The organism is Burkholderia sp. RF4-BP95 (assembly GCF_001521985.1).
Classification (GTDB): Bacteria; Pseudomonadota; Gammaproteobacteria; order Burkholderiales; family Burkholderiaceae; genus Burkholderia; species Burkholderia diffusa.
In genome coordinates this window covers 273,753-291,164 of the sequence record NZ_LOSX01000066.1, presented here as the reverse complement: position 1 = coordinate 291,164, position 17,412 = coordinate 273,753, and the positions used below count along the sequence as shown (strand labels likewise).

The 17,412-nt window shown below is 64.2% G+C and carries 13 protein-coding genes; 9 read left to right on the top strand and 4 right to left on the bottom strand.

The window, feature by feature from the left end; all coding sequences use genetic code 11:
- Positions 1-182: 182 nt before the first annotated feature.
- From typA to WS46_RS22465, 6 genes are all read left to right on the top strand, one after another.
- Positions 183-2,009, top strand: coding sequence for a translational GTPase TypA (typA, locus tag WS46_RS22490; protein ID WP_059533039.1), 1,827 nt, complete (start codon positions 183-185; stop codon positions 2,007-2,009).
- Positions 2,010-2,326: 317 nt separating this feature from the next.
- On the top strand, positions 2,327-5,191 hold the full coding sequence (locus WS46_RS22485) for a 2-oxoglutarate dehydrogenase E1 component (RefSeq protein ID WP_059533036.1): 2,865 nt from the start codon (positions 2,327-2,329) through the stop codon (positions 5,189-5,191).
- A 136-nt stretch (positions 5,192-5,327) separates the two neighbouring features.
- Entirely contained in the window at positions 5,328-6,605 is a 1,278-nt protein-coding gene (odhB, locus tag WS46_RS22480; RefSeq protein WP_059691809.1) for a 2-oxoglutarate dehydrogenase complex dihydrolipoyllysine-residue succinyltransferase, read from the top strand.
- A gap of 81 nt (positions 6,606-6,686) precedes the next feature.
- A complete protein-coding gene (lpdA, locus tag WS46_RS22475; protein ID WP_057924323.1) occupies positions 6,687-8,117 on the top strand; it encodes a dihydrolipoyl dehydrogenase in 1,431 nt (476 codons plus the stop codon).
- Between the two features lie 98 nt (positions 8,118-8,215).
- Positions 8,216-9,313: a cell division protein ZapE gene (gene zapE, locus WS46_RS22470; RefSeq protein WP_059533030.1), complete on the top strand. Its 1,098-nt coding sequence runs from the start codon at positions 8,216-8,218 to the stop codon at positions 9,311-9,313.
- A 144-nt stretch (positions 9,314-9,457) separates the two neighbouring features.
- Entirely contained in the window at positions 9,458-9,868 is a 411-nt protein-coding gene (locus tag WS46_RS22465; RefSeq protein ID WP_059691808.1) for a transposase, read from the top strand.
- A gap of 102 nt (positions 9,869-9,970) precedes the next feature.
- Here the strand turns inward: WS46_RS22465 and WS46_RS22460 are convergent, their stop codons facing one another.
- The 4 genes from WS46_RS22460 to WS46_RS22445 form a co-directional block, all read right to left on the bottom strand.
- Positions 9,971-10,432 (bottom strand): DUF2147 domain-containing protein, encoded by a 462-nt coding sequence (locus WS46_RS22460; protein WP_059533024.1) that lies wholly within the window; start codon positions 10,430-10,432, stop codon positions 9,971-9,973.
- A 166-nt stretch (positions 10,433-10,598) separates the two neighbouring features.
- A complete protein-coding gene (locus WS46_RS22455; RefSeq protein WP_059533021.1) occupies positions 10,599-12,284 on the bottom strand; it encodes a ShlB/FhaC/HecB family hemolysin secretion/activation protein in 1,686 nt (561 codons plus the stop codon).
- Positions 12,285-12,428: 144 nt separating this feature from the next.
- On the bottom strand, positions 12,429-13,697 hold the full coding sequence (locus tag WS46_RS22450; RefSeq protein WP_059691807.1) for a collagen-like triple helix repeat-containing protein: 1,269 nt from the start codon (positions 13,695-13,697) through the stop codon (positions 12,429-12,431).
- A 40-nt stretch (positions 13,698-13,737) separates the two neighbouring features.
- Positions 13,738-15,450 carry a collagen-like triple helix repeat-containing protein gene (locus tag WS46_RS22445; RefSeq protein WP_059691806.1) on the bottom strand — a complete coding sequence of 571 codons (1,713 nt, stop codon included), beginning with the start codon at positions 15,448-15,450 and terminating at the stop codon, positions 13,738-13,740.
- 667 nt (positions 15,451-16,117) lie between these two features.
- Between WS46_RS22445 and WS46_RS22440 the strand changes: the two genes are divergently transcribed.
- The 3 genes from WS46_RS22440 (at position 16,118) to WS46_RS22430 (ending at position 17,352) form a co-directional block, all read left to right on the top strand.
- On the top strand, positions 16,118-16,324 hold the full coding sequence (locus tag WS46_RS22440) for a Flp family type IVb pilin (RefSeq protein ID WP_059533012.1): 207 nt from the start codon (positions 16,118-16,120) through the stop codon (positions 16,322-16,324).
- Positions 16,325-16,411: 87 nt separating this feature from the next.
- Entirely contained in the window at positions 16,412-16,912 is a 501-nt protein-coding gene (locus tag WS46_RS22435; protein WP_059691805.1) for a prepilin peptidase, read from the top strand.
- Positions 16,909-17,352, top strand: coding sequence for a TadE/TadG family type IV pilus assembly protein (locus WS46_RS22430; protein ID WP_059533005.1), 444 nt, complete (start codon positions 16,909-16,911; stop codon positions 17,350-17,352). Before WS46_RS22435 ends, WS46_RS22430 begins: the two co-directional genes overlap by 4 nt.
- Positions 17,353-17,412 lie beyond the last annotated feature (60 nt).

Below are 17,412 nucleotides of genomic sequence, written 5' to 3'. Positions count from 1 at the left end.
CGGCTCGATTTACCGGTCTGCGACGAGGGCAGGGAGGCGTCGTTTGCTGCGTTGCAAAGGCAGTCCGGCTTTCGACATCCTCACGTGCTATAATTTGCGGTTTCCAAGCTGCAACGCGCGCGCACGTGTCCCGGTGACTGACGAGCGTGCGCGTTTGCGCGTTCAACGATTTCCAGGTTTCTATGACCCGCGCCCTTCGCAACATCGCCATCATCGCTCACGTCGACCACGGCAAGACCACGCTCGTCGACCAACTGCTCCGCCAGTCCGGCACCTTCCGCGAGAACCAGCAGATTGCCGAGCGGGTGATGGACTCGAACGACATCGAAAAAGAGCGCGGGATCACGATTCTCGCGAAGAACTGCGCGGTCGAATACGAAGGCACGCACATCAACATCGTCGACACGCCGGGGCACGCGGACTTCGGTGGCGAGGTGGAGCGCGTGCTGTCGATGGTCGACTCGGTGCTGCTGCTGGTCGACGCCGTCGAGGGTCCGATGCCGCAAACGCGCTTCGTCACGAAGAAGGCGCTCGCGCTCGGTCTGAAGCCGATCGTCGTCATCAACAAGATCGACCGTCCGGGCGCGCGGATCGACTGGGTCATCAACCAGACCTTCGACCTGTTCGACAAGCTTGGCGCGACCGAAGAGCAGCTCGACTTCCCGATCGTCTACGCATCGGGCCTGAACGGCTACGCGTCGCTCGATCCGGCGACCCGCGAAGGCGACATGCGTCCGCTGTTCGAGGCGATCCTCGCGCACGTGCCGGTTCGCCCGGCCGATCCGGAAGCGCCGCTGCAGCTCCAGATCACGTCGCTCGACTTTTCGACGTACGTCGGCCGGATCGGCGTCGGCCGCATCACGCGCGGCCGCATCAAGCCGGGTCAACCGGTCGTGATGCGCTTCGGTCCGGAAGGCGACGTGCTGAACCGCAAGATCAACCAGGTGCTGTCGTTCAAGGGCCTCGAGCGCGTGCAGGTCGAGTCGGCGGAAGCCGGCGACATCGTGCTGATCAACGGTATCGAAGACGTCGGCATCGGCGCGACGATCTGCGCGGTCGATACGCCGGAAGCGCTGCCGATGATCACCGTCGACGAGCCGACGCTGACGATGAACTTCCTCGTCAACTCGTCGCCGCTGGCCGGCCGCGAAGGCAAGTTCGTGACGAGCCGCCAGATCCGCGACCGCCTGATGAAGGAACTGAATCACAACGTCGCGCTGCGCGTGAAGGATACCGGCGACGAAACGGTGTTCGAAGTGTCGGGCCGCGGCGAACTGCACCTGACGATTCTCGTCGAGAACATGCGCCGTGAAGGCTACGAACTGGCCGTGTCGCGTCCGCGCGTCGTGATGCAGGAAATCGACGGCGTGCGGCACGAGCCGTACGAGCTGCTGACCGTCGACGTCGAGGACGAGCATCAGGGCGGCGTGATGGAAGAGCTCGGTCGCCGCAAGGGCGAAATGCTCGACATGGCGTCGGACGGCCGCGGTCGCACGCGTCTGGAATACAAGATCTCGGCGCGCGGCCTGATCGGCTTCCAGAGTGAATTCCTGACGCTGACGCGCGGCACGGGCCTGATGAGCCATATCTTCGACTCGTACGCACCGGTCAAGGACGGCTCGGTCTTCGAGCGCCGCAACGGCGTGCTGATCTCGCAGGACGACGGCGCCGCCGTGGCGTACGCACTGTGGAAGCTGCAGGATCGCGGCCGCATGTTCGTGAAGCCGGGCGACGCGCTGTATGAGGGCATGATCATCGGTATCCACAGCCGCGACAACGACCTCGTCGTGAACCCGATCAAGGGCAAGCAGCTGACCAACGTGCGTGCGTCGGGCACCGACGAAGCCGTGCGTCTCGTACCGCCGGTCCAGATGTCGCTCGAATACGCGGTCGAATTCATCGACGACGACGAACTCGTGGAAGTGACGCCGCAGTCGATCCGTCTGCGCAAGCGCTTCCTGAAGGAGCACGAGCGTCGCCGCGCGAGCCGCGAAGGCGCGGTCGACTAAGCATCGGCCGTTCCCGTGCATGACGAAAAAGGCTGCCTCCGGGCGGCCTTTTTTGCATCTGCGCAGTGTGCAATCGGGCGGGTTGCAAAACACTGTTCCCGCGAGTCGCGGCAATCCGGCGAAACCCCGTCACGCGGTGCTTTCAGCCGCATTTCGCCGTGAACTTCGGTATCGGTTCTGTGATATGCTGCGCGCACGCAAGTTTTAGGTCCTTCCAAGCAAGACTTGATTCGCAATCCGCTAAACGGTCAGGCCGTGTCGCGGAAGGTTGAGTAACCCGCTATTTCTCGAGAAGCTCGAAGAAAGGTGAGCGTAAAATGTCAGATGTAATGAAGCAGTTTCAGCTGAACTCCTATCTGTTCGGCGGCAATGCTTCGTACGTTGAAGAACTGTACGATGCATACCTCAACAATCCGGCATCGGTGCCGGAGAACTGGCGAGAGTATTTCGACGCGCTGCAGAACGTGCCTGCAACCGACGGCTCGAACGCCAATGACGTTGCTCATTTCCCGATCGTCGAATCGTTTGCCGAGCGTGCGAAGGCCAATGCCTTCATCCCGCGCGAAAGCACGAGCAATCTGGCGACCGCGCGCAAGCAGGTCCACGTCCAGTCCCTCATCAGCGCATATCGCTTCCTCGGCTCGCAATGGGCCAATCTGGATCCGCTGAAGCGTCGCGAACGTCCCGCCATCCCCGAACTCGAACCCGCGTTCTACGACTTCTCCGAAGGCGACCTCGACCAGACGTACAGCGCAAGCAACCTGTATTTCGGTTTCGACCAGGCTTCGCTGCGCGACATCGTCAAGGGCCTGCGTGACACGTACTGCGGCACGATCGGCGCCGAATACATGTACATCAGCGATCCGGAGCAGAAGCGCTGGTGGCAGGAGCGCCTGGAATCGACCCGCGCGACGCCGTCCTTCTCGATCGACAAGAAGAAGCACATCCTGAATCGCCTGACGGCAGCGGAAGGCCTCGAGCGCTATCTGCACACCAAGTACGTCGGCCAGAAGCGCTTCTCGCTCGAAGGCGGCGAAAGCTTCATCGCGGCGATGGACGAAGTCGTCCAGCACGCAGGCAAGACCGGTGTGCAGGAAATCATCATCGGCATGGCGCACCGCGGCCGTCTGAACGTGCTGGTCAACACGCTGGGCAAGATGCCGGCCGACCTGTTCGCCGAATTCGAAGGCAAGCACGTCGACGACCTGCCGGCAGGTGACGTGAAGTACCACAAGGGCTTCTCGTCGGACGTGTCGACCGAAGGCGGCCCGGTCCACCTGTCGCTCGCGTTCAACCCGTCGCACCTCGAAATCGTGAACCCGGTGGTCGAAGGTTCGGCGAAGGCACGGATGGACCGTCGCGGCGACGAAGACGGCCTGCAGGTGCTGCCGGTGCAGATCCACGGTGACGCGGCCTTCGCTGGCCAGGGCGTCGTGATGGAAACGCTGAACCTCGCGCAGACGCGCGGTTACGGCACGCACGGCACGCTGCACATCGTCATCAACAACCAGATCGGCTTCACGACGTCCGACCCGCGCGACGCGCGCTCGACGCTGTACTGTACCGACGTGGTCAAGATGATCGAAGCGCCGGTGCTGCACGTGAACGGCGACGATCCGGAAGCCGTCGTGCTCGCGATCCAGATCGCGATCGACTACCGGATGCAGTTCCACAAGGATGTCGTGATCGACATCGTCTGCTTCCGCAAGCTGGGTCACAACGAGCAGGACACGCCGGCGGTCACGCAGCCGCTGATGTACAAGAAGATCGCGCAGCACCCGGGCACCCGTGCGCTGTACGCCGAGAAGCTCGTGCAACAGGGCGTGATCACCGCCGAAGACGCCGACAACTACGTGAAGGCGTACCGCAAGGCGATGGACGACGGCCACCACACCGTCGATCCGGTCCTGTCGAACTACAAGAGCAAGTACGCGGTCGACTGGGTTCCGTTCCTGAACCGCAAATGGACGGATGCAGCCGATACGGCCGTGCCGCTCGCCGAACTGAAGCGCCTCGGCGAACGCATCACGACGGTCCCGGAAAACTTCAAGGTCCACCCGCTCGTCGAGCGCGTGATCAACGACCGCCGCAACATGGCGCGCGGCGACCAGCCGCTCGACTGGGGCATGGGCGAACACCTCGCGTTCGCGTCGCTCGTCGCATCGGGCTACTCGGTGCGCCTGACGGGCCAGGACTCGGGCCGCGGCACGTTCACGCACCGTCACGCGGTGCTGCACGACCAGAACCGCGAACGCTGGAACGACGGCACGTACGTGCCGCTGCAGAACATCGCCGACGGTCAGGCGAAGTTCACGGTGATCGACTCGGTGCTGTCGGAAGAAGCGGTGCTGGGCTTCGAATACGGTTACTCGACCGCCGAGCCGAACACGCTCGTGCTGTGGGAAGCCCAGTTCGGCGACTTCGTCAACGGCGCGCAGGTCGTGATCGACCAGTTCATCTCGTCGGGCGAAGTGAAGTGGGGCCGCGTGTCGGGTCTCACGATGCTGCTGCCGCACGGCTACGAAGGCCAGGGTCCGGAACACTCGTCGACGCGTATCGAGCGTTTCCTGCAGCTGTGTGCCGATCACAACATGCAGGTCGTTCAACCGACGACGCCGGCACAGATTTTCCACCTGCTGCGTCGCCAGATGATCCGTCTGTTCCGCAAGCCGCTGATCGTCGCAACGCCGAAGTCGCTGCTGCGCCACAAGGAAGCGGTGTCGGACCTGTCGGAACTCGCGAAGGGTTCGTTCCAGCCGGTGCTGGGCGAAACCGACGGCGGCATCGACGCGAAGAAGGTCAAGCGCGTGCTGGTGTGCTCGGGCCGCGTGTACTACGACCTCGTCGCGCATCGCCGCGAAGCGAAGGCGAACGACGTCGCGATCATCCGTATCGAGCAGCTGTATCCGTTCGCGCACAAGCAGTTCGAAGCCGAAATGAAGAAGTACGAGAACGCGACTGAAGTGGTCTGGGTGCAGGACGAGCCGCAGAACCAGGGCCCCTGGTTCTACGTCGAGCACCACCTGAAGGAAGGCATGAAGGAAGGGCAGAAGCTGGCATACAGCGGCCGTCCGGCTTCGGCCTCGCCGGCGGTTGGCTACTACGCGAAGCACTACGAGCAGCAGAAGGCCCTCATCGAAGGTGCGTTCGGCCGCCTGAAGAGCGCATCGATCGCGAAATAATCGACGTCAAGCGAAACGGGAAGGCGCGCTGCGCTTTCCCGTGTCTTTTGGCCCGCCGGGCGCGTCGCGCGCCGCATCGGCCGAAGGAATCGCACGAACCTCGTCATTACCCAGATTAAGCATCCAGGAAAATCACATGGCTATCGTAGAAGTCAAAGTCCCCCAGCTTTCGGAGTCGGTTTCGGAAGCCACCATGCTGCAGTGGAAGAAGAAGCCGGGCGAAGCAGTCGCGCAGGACGAAATCCTGATCGAACTCGAGACCGACAAGGTCGTGCTCGAAGTGCCGGCACCGGCCGCGGGCGTGCTCGCGCAAGTGCTGCAGAACGACGGTGACACGGTCGTCGCCGACCAGATCATCGCGACGATCGACACCGAAGCGAAGGCAGGTGCTGCCGAAGCAGCGGCAGGCGCCGCCGAAGTGAAGCCGGCCGCAGCACCCGCTGCAGCCGCACCGGCAGCACAGCCGGCTGCCGCGGTTGCATCGAGCTCGGCAGCCGCATCGCCGGCCGCAGCGAAGCTGCTGGCCGAGAAGGGCCTGTCGGCAGGCGACGTCGCAGGTTCGGGCCGCGACGGCCGCGTCACGAAGGGCGACGCGCTGGCCGCTGGCAGCGCACCGAAGGCTGCTCCGGCCGCCGCACCGGCGAAGACCGCCGCTGCAAAGCCGTCGCTGCCGGAAGTGAAGGTGCCGGCGTCGGCCACGACGTGGCTCAACGATCGTCCGGAACAGCGCGTGCCGATGTCGCGTCTGCGTGCGCGTATCGCCGAGCGTCTGCTCGAGTCGCAGCAGACCAACGCGATCCTGACGACGTTCAACGAAGTCAACATGGCTCCGGTCATGGAGCTGCGCAACAAGTACAAGGACAAGTTCGAGAAGGAACATGGCGTGAAGCTCGGCTTCATGTCGTTCTTCGTGAAGGCGGCCGTGCATGCGCTGAAGAAGTTCCCGCTCGTGAACGCGTCGATCGACGGTAACGACATCGTCTATCACGGCTACTTCGACATCGGTATCGCCGTCGGCTCGCCGCGCGGCCTCGTGGTGCCGATCCTGCGCAATGCCGATCAACTGAGCCTCGCGGACATCGAGAAGAAGATCGCCGAATTCGGCCAGAAGGCGAAGGACGGCAAGCTGTCGATCGAGGAAATGACGGGCGGTACGTTCTCGATCTCGAACGGCGGCGTGTTCGGCTCGATGCTGTCGACGCCGATCATCAACCCGCCGCAGTCGGCCATCCTCGGCGTGCACGCGACGAAGGAGCGCCCGGTCGTTGAAAACGGCCAGATCGTGATCCGTCCGATCAACTATCTGGCACTGTCGTACGACCACCGGATCATCGACGGCCGCGAAGCCGTCCTGTCGCTCGTCGCGATGAAGGACGCGCTGGAAGATCCGGCACGCCTGCTGCTCGACCTGTAAGCCGAGTCTCACTGCATTGACCCGCTCCGCGCGCTCGCGTACACGCGCGACCGTGCGGGCGTACAAGTAGAAAGGATTGTCATGTCCAAGGAATTTGACGTCGTCGTGATCGGCGCCGGCCCCGGCGGCTACATCGCCGCGATTCGCGCCGCGCAGCTCGGCAAGACCGTTGCCTGTATCGAGAAGTGGAAGAACCCGGCCGGCGCGCTGAAGCTCGGCGGTACCTGCCTGAACGTCGGCTGCATCCCGTCGAAGGCGCTGCTCGCCTCGTCGGAAGAGTTCGAGAACACGTCGCATCATCTGGCCGACCACGGCATCACGGTCGACGGCGTGAAGATCGACGTCGCGAAGATGCTCGGCCGCAAGGATGCGATCGTCGAGAAGATGACGAGCGGGATCGAGTTCCTGTTCAAGAAGAACAAGATCACCTGGCTGAAGGGCCATGGCAAGTTCACCGGCAAGACCGACGCCGGCGTGCAGATCGAAGTGAGCGGCGAGGGCGAGGCCGAAGTCGTCACCGCGAAGAACGTGATCATCGCGACGGGTTCGAAGGCGCGTCACCTGCCGAACATCCCGGTCGACAACAAGATCGTGTCGGACAACGAAGGCGCGCTGACGTTCGACTCGGTGCCGAAGAAGCTCGCCGTGATCGGCGCAGGCGTGATCGGCCTCGAACTCGGCTCGGTGTGGCGTCGCCTGGGCGCCGAAGTGACGGTGCTCGAAGCGCTGCCGGCGTTCCTCGGCGCAGCCGACGAAGCGCTCGCGAAGGAAGCGGCCAAGCTGTTCAAGAAGCAAGGCCTCGACATCCATCTCGGCGTGAAGATCGGTGACGTGAAGACGACGGCGAACGGCGTGTCGATCGCCTACACCGACAAGGACGGCAACGCGCAGACGCTCGACGCCGACCGCCTGATCGTGTCGGTCGGCCGCGTGCCGAACACCGACAACCTCGGCCTCGAGGCGATCGGCCTGAAGGCGAACGAGCGCGGCTTCATCGACGTGGACGACCACTGCCGTACCGCGGTGCCGAACGTCTATGCGATCGGCGACGTGGTGCGTGGCCCGATGCTCGCGCACAAGGCGGAAGACGAAGGCGTGCTGGTCGCGGAAGTGATCGACGGTCAGAAGCCGCACATCGACTACAACTGCATTCCGTGGGTGATCTACACGTACCCGGAAATCGCATGGGTCGGCAAGACGGAACAGCAGCTGAAGGCCGAAGGCCGCGAGATCAAGTCGGGCAAGTTCCCGTTCTCGATCAACGGCCGCGCGCTCGGCATGAACGCGCCGGACGGTTTCGTGAAGATGATCGCGGACGCGAAGACCGACGAACTGCTCGGCGTGCACGTGATCGCCGCGAACGCGTCGGACCTGATTGCGGAAGCCGTGGTGGCGATGGAGTTCAAGGCGGCGTCGGAAGACATCGCCCGCATCTGCCATCCGCACCCGTCGATGTCGGAAGTGATGCGCGAAGCGGCGCTCGCCGTCGACAAGCGCTCGCTGAACAGCTGAGCATGGTGTAGCGCCTGCCGGCCATCGGCCGGCGCAGCCGTCTCATGACGAAGGCGGGCGGGGTTTCCCGCTCGCCTTCGTTTTTTCCGGTTTGCCCGATGAACGTCACCGAATACTACACGCGCGAACTGACCACGCGCGGCTATCAGTCCGATCCCGCCCAGCGCGCGGCCGTCGATCGCCTGCAGTGCTGTTTCGACGAGTGGGTCGAATACAAGGCGCGTCGCTCGAACGCGTTCAAGAAGCTCATCAATCATCCGGACCTCCCGCGCGGCGTCTACATGTGGGGCGGCGTCGGCCGCGGCAAGAGCTTCCTGATGGACAGCTTCTACGCGGTGGTGCCCGTGCAGCGCAAGACGCGCCTGCATTTCCACGAATTCATGCGTGAGGTACACCGCGAACTCGAGGAGCTGAAGGGGCAGGCCGATCCGCTCGACGAGCTCGCGCGACGCATCGCGAAGCGCTACCGGCTGATCTGCTTCGACGAATTCCACGTGTCGGACATCGCGGACGCGATGATCCTGTACCGGCTGCTCGATCGCCTGTTCAACAACGGCGTGCAGTTCGTGATGACGTCCAACTACGATCCCGACGATCTGTATCCCGACGGCCTGCATCGCGACCGCATGCTGCCGGCGATCGCGCTGATCAAGCAGAAGCTCGACGTGCTGAACGTCGACGCGGGCGTCGACTATCGCCAGCGCACGCTCGCGCAGGTGCAGATGTACCACACGCCGCTCGGCGCGGACGCCGATCGCGAACTGCGTCATGCATTCGCGAAGCTCGCCGCGGTGCCCGACGAAAGCCCGATCCTGCATATCGAGAAGCGCGAGCTGAAGGCGCTGCGCAAGGCCGACGGGGTCGTCTGGTTCGATTTCGCGACGCTGTGCGGCGGCCCGCGTTCGCAGAACGATTATCTCGAGCTTGCCAGCCGCTTCCATGCGATCGTGCTGTCGGAAGTCCCGCAGATGTCGCCGCGGATGGCGTCCGAGGCGCGGCGCTTCACCTGGCTCATCGACGTGCTGTACGACCACAAGGTCAAGCTGCTGATGTCCGCGGCGGTGCCGGCGGAGCAGTTGTACGTCGAAGGGCCGATGGCGAACGAATTCGCGCGCACGGTTTCGCGGATCGTCGAGATGCAGTCGAAGGAATACCTCGAGACGCCGCGCCGCATCGTCGATACTTCGCTGACCTGATCGCGGTTTTCCGCAAATGACGGACTTCAAACGTCAATTCCGGTTAAATTATCGCGATCTCGGGGTAATTTCGGATTTGTCTTATGTTCATGGTTGAGGGCTGTCGATATCGTTGAGTCATGGTTCCTAAGGCTGGAGATGTCCATGACACCGTATCGCGATCTGACCGACCATGAGTGGCGCTGCGTCGTGCCGCTTCTGCCCGAAATGCAGCCGCGCACCGAGTTGCGCGGCCGTCCGTTGGCCAACACGCGCGCCGTCCTGAACGGCGTACTCTGGGTGATTTACAGCGGCGCGACCTGGTCCGCGATGCCGCGTCGCTACCCGTCGTACCAGACGTGCCATCGCCGCTTCAAGGTGTGGCACGAGACCGGCACGTTGATGCAGGTCATGCGCGAGCTGTATGGCGACGCCGGCGTGAATCTGTGCAAGGAGCTGGCCACGCGGATGCGCAAGCACGCGCAGTCGAAGGCGGCGGAGGTGCGCAGTGCTGCGGCGCCGGCGTATCGTGCACCGGGCGGCTATGCGGCGGATGCGCTGAAGCGTGCGGCATGATGCCGGCCGAATTCATTCGCGCCCGCATCAAAACAAAATCGGCCTGACGACATCGTCGCAGGCCGATTTTTCATTACGTTGCGCGTATCGACGCGCGTCGCGTTATTGCGCGCGAACCCAGGTCTGCGACCTGCCGAGCAGCGACACGCCGATATAGCCGCGCACGACGAGCTTCTGGCCGCCGTCTTCGAGCGACATCTTGCACTTGTAGACCTTGCCGTTTTCCGGGTCGAGGATATTGCCGCCGTCCCAGTGGTCGCCGTCCTTCTTCATCGCCTTGATGATCGTCATGCCCTTGATGAGCTGATCCTTGCGCTCGTCCGTGCATGCAGTGCAGCGGCGATCGGGCGTGTCGTTGGCGCCGAGGCCCTTGACGACCTTCCCAGACAGCGAGCCTTCGCCGTCATCGGCGATCTGCACGAGCGCCTTCGGCTGATGCGTGTTGTCGTCGATCGTCTGCCACATGCCGACGGGGCTGTCGGCTTGGGCGAACGTAGGGGCGGCGCAAGCGAGCAGCGCGCTTGCAATGGCCAGCGTGCGCAACGGGCGGGTCAGTTGAATCATCGTCTTCCTCCTTGTTTCATGTCGTATTCGATGCGCTCGCACGACCGTCTGCATGGGGCGGTGGCATGTTGCGAGCTTTGCCAGAATACGTGAAACCGCGCGCTGCGTTTGATAGAGGGGGCTCTAATCCAAACGGCCCGCGCGACGCGGGCTGTTTGGTGACCGATCAGTTGAGCTGATACGAGAACGCGGCATTCACGCGCGGGCTGCGCGATGCGCTTTCAACCGGCGCATCGCCGACCGGCTTCGCGATATTCAGGTCGAGACTGTAGTAACGGCTGTCCGTAAACCGCACGCCGATACCGACCGACGACAGGCGGCTCGGCGACGGCGTGCCGGTATGCAGATACACGCGCGCCATGTCGTACGCGATGTACGGCGTGATGGATTTCATATACGTCCAGCCCGGCGTGAATCCGCGGTTGACCTCCAGCGACATCCCCCAGCCCGAGTCGCCCGACGTTTCGCCGGGCTGGTAGCCGAGCGCATAGCGCGTCGAACCGAACGAGATCTGCTCCGACGTCGGCAGCGAGTCGGGGCTGTACTGGCCGGTCAGCGAGACCGACGTGCCGATCTTGAACGGCCATTCGTTGGTCTGCGTGAAGGTTGCGCCGGTGCGCACGAACGTCAGCGAGATCGGGCTGTCCACCGATGTCGTGTTCGAGCCGATCGTGATGTCCTGCGATTTCGACGCGCCGAGAATGTTGAAACCCTTCGCGACGTTGACGCTCAGCTTCTGTACCTGCTTGGCCGACACGCTCGTGTAGTCGAGCTGCATTTGCAGCACGCGGACCTGCGAGCGCGTGTCGATGCTGTTGCCGCTGATCTTGTTCTGGTAACGGTCCTCGTTGTGCGACGCATAGCCCGACACGGTGCCGAGCAGGCTGCGCTGGTTGTTCAGCAGCAACGGATAGGACGCCGAAAGACCGAGCTTCTCGTTCTTGACCGTGCGCTCGACGGTCGACGGCAGGCCCGGGTTGTCGGTCGGCTTGCCGCGATACGTGCTGGCGTCGAGGCGCGTGACCAGCCCGCTGCTGCCGACCGGCACCGCGCCGCTGAACGCGACGTAGGTTTGCTTGTCGCGTCCTGGCGGCACCAGCGCGGAAATGCTCAGTTGCTCGCCGAACGACGTGAGGCCGTTCTCCGTCGCGGTGATGAGGCCCTGGACGCCGGGGTGATTGAAGTCGATGCCGGTGCTGATGTTGAATGCCTTGCGGTCGACGGCCAGTTCGAGCGTCGTGGCGCCGTCGGTCGTCTGCGGCGGCGGCACATTGGCCTTCACCGTCACGCCGGGCAGGAGGCCGAACGTGTTCACGTAGCGTTCGAACGTCGCGCGGCGCAGCGGGCGATCGGCCGTGATGTGCGCGGCGATCGCGCGGATTTTCGATTCCATCGCGCCGGGCTTGCCGGTGACCTTGACGTCCGACACATAGCCTTCGACGACCGTGACGCGCACGACGCCGTTCTCGAACGTCTGCGCGGGAATGAACGCGAACGACAACGCATAGCCGCGATCCTGATACAGCTTGGTCACGCCGTTCGCGGTTTCGATCAGCTCGCCGATCGTGATGTCCTTGCCGACGAGCGGCGTGAAGCGACGCGAGATTTCGTCGAAAGGCACCGACTTCACGCCTTCGACCTGGAACGTCGTCGGCGTCAGGTGCCGCGACAGCAACTCCTGCAGTTGCGGTGCCTGCGGCGCGACCTGCACGGTGACGCTCGGGCCTTTCTGCGGTGCGTTGATCTGGGGGAGCGAGTCGAGCGGATTACCTGCCGCGCGCGTCTGTGCATGTGCCGTGCCTGCCGCTGCGATGGCGAGCAGCATCATCCATCTGTCGAGTCTGGATTTCATTGTTCTTCCTCGTAGGCCTTGCTTTTCGTCTTCTTTCTAATGCGGGCGCGCGACACCAGGGTGTCGCGCGCCGCGTGCCGCATTGCCGGTTGTGTTTGTACGGCCGCGCCTCATGCTCCGGCTGCAAAGGCGCGACCGTCCTCCTTACTTGCCAACGCTACCCAGCGTGCCCAGCAACCCCGTTACCGGCGCGAGGAGCCCCGTCGAGCTGCCCGACGATGCCGTCCCCGTCACGCCGCCGACGAGCGACGTGACCGGTGCGAGCGGATTCGACGAAGCCCCGGACCCCGCTGCACCGCCGACTGCTCCGGTGACAGTATTCAGCAAACCGGTGACGGGCGCGAGCGGGCTGCCGCCCGAGCTGCCCGTTGCGCCACCGACTGCGCCGGTGAGCGAACCGAGCGGCGTCGAACCGAGACCGGACAGCAGGCCGCCGAGCGGGTTCGTCGAGCCGGAGCCCGACGACGAGCCGTTCTGTACGTTAGCCGTCGAGCCACCGACGAGGCTCGTGATCAGGCCGGGGATCGGCGCTGCGCCGTTCGGCCCGTTCGGGTTCACGAGGCCGCCTGCGTTGGTCACGGTGTTGCCGACCGCGGTGACGAGCTGGCCGACATCGCCGACGAGCGGCTGATTCGACGTGCTGCCGACCTGCTTGCCCGCCGAGCTGATTGCGCCGCCGATCTGGCCCAGCAGGCCCGACACCGGTTGTCCGAGACCCGTGGTCGTGCCGACCTGCTGCGTGACCTGGCCCGCGGTGATCACCAGCGGCGTGATGGCCGAGCTGAGCGGCTGCGTCACTTGCTGCACGGCGCCCGACGACAGCGTCGAGCCGATCGTCGTGCCCGCGGCCGACAGGCCGTTGGCGACCGTGTCGAGCACGGTGCCGACCGGCGTCGTGACGGGGGCGAGCGGTGCGAGCGGACCCGTGCCGAGCGCCTTGACCGTCGAGCTCAGCCCGGACACGGTATTGCTCGTCGCGCCGACGACATTCCCGAGGCCGGCGACCGTCGTGCCGACGGGATCCTTGATCGAGCCGGTCTGTCCGAGCCCGTTGCTCAACGCATCGGCGGCCGCGTTGATGATCGTGCCGGTGCTCGAGACGGTGCTGCCGACGCCCTTCGTCACGCCGTCGCCGAGGCCCGGCAGGCTGACGTTGCCGATCGTGCTGCCGAGATCCGTTGCGGTCTGGCCGATCGTGCTGACAGCGCCCTTGGTGCCGGTGGACGAGCCACTGGTGCCGCTCGTGCCGCTGGTACCGCTCGTGCCGCTGGAGCTGCCGCCGTTGCTGCTGGTCGGCGGCGTGCTGACGCTGTTGCCGCCGCAGGCAGCCAGCAGGCACGCCGCGGCGAAGGCGGTGAGGGGCACGCGCCACTGGCGCAGGACGACCGTCGTGATGGAACGTTGCTGGGACATGATGGACTCCTCGCTGTCTTGTCGATGAATGGATGTTCGATTACTTGCCGTGCGTGCCGCCGAGCAGGCCGCCGATCAGCGACGTGACAGGCGCGAGCAGGTTCGAGCCCGAGCCCGAGTTCGTGACACCGCCCGTGCTGCCGCTCAGTGCCGGAACGCCGACCGTGCTGGTGACGGACGACACGGCGCCCGTCACGGGGGCGAGCGGGTTGCCCGCGCCTGCGCCGCCCGTTGCGCTGCCGAGCGCGCCGGTGACCGTGGAGACCAGGCCCGTGACCGGCGCGAGCGGACCGCTGCTGCCGCCGGCCACGCCGCCGAGTGCGCCCGTGACGGTGGAGACGAGGCCGGTAACCGGCGCGAGCGGGCCGCCGCTGGTGCCGCCCGCGGCACCGCCGAGTGCGCCGGTGACGGTGGAGAGAAGGCCGGTGACCGGCGCGAGCGGACCGCCGCTCGTACCAGCCGTCGCGCCGCCGAGCGCGCCGGTGACGGTCGAGACGAGGCCCGTAACCGGGGCGAGCGGACCGCCGCTGGTGCCGCCCGTCGCGCCGCCGAGCGCGCCGGTGACGGTCGAGACGAGGCCCGTAACCGGGGCAAGCGGACCGCCGCTGGTGCCGCCCGCTGCACCGCCGAGCGTGCCGGTGACCGTCGTGAGGAGGCCCGTGAGCGGCGCGAGCGGGTTGGTTGCGCCGCTGGTGCCGCCCGTGAACAGGCCGCCGACGGTCTTCACGGTATTGCCGGTCGACGAGACGGTGTTGCCGAGGCCGGTCGTGACGGGGTTGCCGCCCGTCGACGCGATCAGCGCACCGCCCTGGTTCAGGCCGTTGCCGATCGTGCCGAGCAGCATGTTGAGCGGGGCGCCGAGGCCGGTGGCCGTCCCGATCGTCTGCGTCGTCTGACCGACCATCGTCGTGATCGGCGTGATCGCCGAGCTGACCGTCTGCGTGACCTGCTGGATCGGGCCGGTCGACAATACGTTGGACAGCGTGGTGCCGCCGTTCGACACGGCGTTGCCGACCTGCGTCACGAGGCCGCCGACGGCGCCGGTGACGGGCGCGAGCGGCGACAGCGGGCCGGTGCCGAGGCTCGTGACCAGGTTGCCGGTTTGCGTGACGGCGCCGCCGAGCTGGTTCGCCACGCCGCCGGTGCTGGCGACCGTGACGCCGATCGGGTCCTTCGTCGCGCCGAGTTGGCCGAGGCCGTTGCCGAGGCCATTGCCGAGCGCCGTCACCGCGCCGCCGACGTTCTGCACAATGCCGCCTGCCGCTTGCGTCGTGCCCGGGTTGACGCCGGGCAGCGACTGGCCGGCGATCACGGAGCCGAGGCCGGATACGGTGCCGCCGAGATTCGTGACGAGATTGCTGCTGCTTGCGAGGACGGTTCCCACTGCGTTCGACGACACACCGGAGGTGCCGCTCGTGCCGCTGCTCGTTCCACTCGTGGTGCCGCTGGTGCTGCCGCTCGTCGAACCGCTCGTCGAACCGCTCGTCGAGCCGCTCGTCGAGCCGCTCGTGCTGCCGCTGGTCGAGCCGCTGGTGCTACCCGACGTGCTGCCGCTCGTCGAACCGGACGTGCCGCCCGAGGTGCCGCCGCCCGACGTGGAGACCGAATCGCCACCGCCCGAGCTGGAGCCGCCGCTGAGCCCCTTGCTGATGGAGCCGGAGCCGCCGCACGCGGAGAGGGAAAGCATGGCTGCCACGGTGGCCGCGATCATAGTCGTCCGGAGCGTGCCATGAGGGATAACCTGAATGTCCATTTCGTCCTCGCATTGAAGTTGATGTTGTGTTGAGTGATGCGCGGATTACTCTGCAACTGTCGTGCCATTTCGATGGCCGACAGTTCGATGATTGGTTTTAAACGAGGCAATTCCTTGTCGGAAAAGGGATTTAGGCAAATTGAAAGATTGTTGAATCTGTTTAAGGGCAGTCAAATGAGAACGGTTTCGGCCGTTTCGTAACGTAACGTCACAACATTGGCGTTACGCGTGCGGCGTAACGTGAGGGGCGGGCAGGGCTGGCGGGCGGTCTGATTGTTTTACTGGTGGATTAGGTGTGCACATCTAACCTATCGTAAATCCTATGTGTAAATCGTACCGAAACACCGTACAAATACGTTGTGCTCCCGGAAAGTTTGTTCGGCCCGGTCTTAAAAGAGGTTGGAAGTTAAATAGGAACGGATATAGAATCCGGAGCAGGTGTAAGGAAATGTACAGTTCGGTACACGACGTTCGAGGAGGGTCACTATCGCGAATGTTAACTTGCATCAAATTGTGATACGCACCCCTCGGGGTGACATATAAAGAAAGCGCACTCGGCTGTCGTTTCACATGTGTAACGAACGGCGCGAGGCAAGGGCCAGATATACGGGGACGCACAACGTATAAAAGGCCAAAGAACGTACACACAGGCACGAGGAATTAAAAAATGAAAGCACTCATCAAGCGCTTCCTTAAGGAAGAAGACGGGGTTACCGCGATCGAGTATGGTCTGATTGCGGGGCTGGTCGCTGTCGCCATCATCGCCGGTGTATCGTCGCTCGGCACCAATCTCAATTCGATGTTCTCGACCATCGGCACGTGCGTCAGCACGGTCGGTAGTTCGGGCACGGCCGCGGCGTGCAAATTGGGTTAAGCAGTCCCAATCATTGTCTTTCGGCGTGATATCGGGCGGCTTGCTGCGGCGAGCCGCTCAACTTATATCCGCGACCGGTCTGGCGCGATGGCATATCTATTTTCTATCGGGGCGTTCCTGGCCTGGGCAGTGCTCGTCACGGCCAGTGATATTCATTCCCGGCGTATTCCGAATTTGCTCGTTGTCGGCGGGTTGGTCGCCGCATTTGCAAGCGCCTTTTACGGTGCTAATCCGTTCGGCATCGGACGCGTCCAGGCGCTGTTCGGCACGTTCGTCGGTCTGGTGGGCCTTCTCCCGTTCTTTTTCCTGGGGGTGATGGGCGCGGCCGACGTGAAGGTGTTTGCCGTCCTCGGCGCGTGGTGCGGCGTTCATGGCCTGATGTGGCTCTGGATCGCCGCAAGCCTTGCGGCGGGGATTCACGCGCTTGCCGTGCTGTTGTTGTCTCGCACGTCGCTCGGTACGTTGTGGCGGCGTGGCGCACCGGCGTCGACGATCGGTCGGTATCGCGCGACACCTTATGGCGCGTGCCTTGCAATCCCTGCGGCTGTATGGCTCGTCTGCCTCGTCGCGGGTGGGGGCGTGCGATGAAACGGCAGAGAAAGCGGTGCGGATACGGGCGGCAGCGCGGAGCGACCGCAGTCGAATTCGCAATCATATTTCCGCTTTTCTTCGTGATCTGCTACGGGATCATTTGTTTCGGAATGGTTTTCGTGATTCAGCAAAGTTTGACGTTCGCCGCCAGCGAAGGCGCGCGCGCGGCCTTGAATTACGCCCCGGATTTGACGACTCGAACCGCGAAGGCGCAGGCCACCGCGAAAGACGTCGTCGGCTGGCTGAATATCAGCGCGCCGAATGTCGTGGTGAAGGCGCCTGCATGCAAATACGACGCGTCGCTGTATTGCCTGTCGGTAACGGTGAGCTATTCGCCGCAAGCTTGGGTAACGACCATGCCCTTCGTGGGCACCATTCTGACCCAGCCGCTGACAAGCACGGCAGTCGTCCAGATTTCGCAGTCGTTGCTTCAATGAGTTGCGCATCGCGACGAGGCGGTTTTTTGTCGTGTTAATTGTCAGACAAAAAGATTTGCA

What these genes read in the sequence shown, in the direction of transcription:
- typA (WP_059533039.1), top strand. Translation starts at nt 183, where the DNA reads ATGACCCGCGCCCTTCGCAACATCGCCATCATCGCTCACGTCGACCAC.
- WS46_RS22485 (WP_059533036.1), top strand. Translation starts at nt 2,327, where the DNA reads ATGTCAGATGTAATGAAGCAGTTTCAGCTGAACTCCTATCTGTTCGGC.
- odhB (WP_059691809.1), top strand. Translation starts at nt 5,328, where the DNA reads ATGGCTATCGTAGAAGTCAAAGTCCCCCAGCTTTCGGAGTCGGTTTCG.
- lpdA (WP_057924323.1), top strand. Translation starts at nt 6,687, where the DNA reads ATGTCCAAGGAATTTGACGTCGTCGTGATCGGCGCCGGCCCCGGCGGC.
- zapE (WP_059533030.1), top strand. Translation starts at nt 8,216, where the DNA reads ATGAACGTCACCGAATACTACACGCGCGAACTGACCACGCGCGGCTAT.
- WS46_RS22465 (WP_059691808.1), top strand. Translation starts at nt 9,458, where the DNA reads ATGACACCGTATCGCGATCTGACCGACCATGAGTGGCGCTGCGTCGTG.
- WS46_RS22460 (WP_059533024.1), bottom strand. Translation starts at nt 10,432, where the DNA reads ATGATTCAACTGACCCGCCCGTTGCGCACGCTGGCCATTGCAAGCGCG.
- WS46_RS22455 (WP_059533021.1), bottom strand. Translation starts at nt 12,284, where the DNA reads ATGAAATCCAGACTCGACAGATGGATGATGCTGCTCGCCATCGCAGCG.
- WS46_RS22450 (WP_059691807.1), bottom strand. Translation starts at nt 13,697, where the DNA reads ATGTCCCAGCAACGTTCCATCACGACGGTCGTCCTGCGCCAGTGGCGC.
- WS46_RS22445 (WP_059691806.1), bottom strand. Translation starts at nt 15,450, where the DNA reads ATGGACATTCAGGTTATCCCTCATGGCACGCTCCGGACGACTATGATC.
- WS46_RS22440 (WP_059533012.1), top strand. Translation starts at nt 16,118, where the DNA reads ATGAAAGCACTCATCAAGCGCTTCCTTAAGGAAGAAGACGGGGTTACC.
- WS46_RS22435 (WP_059691805.1), top strand. Translation starts at nt 16,412, where the DNA reads ATGGCATATCTATTTTCTATCGGGGCGTTCCTGGCCTGGGCAGTGCTC.
- WS46_RS22430 (WP_059533005.1), top strand. Translation starts at nt 16,909, where the DNA reads ATGAAACGGCAGAGAAAGCGGTGCGGATACGGGCGGCAGCGCGGAGCG.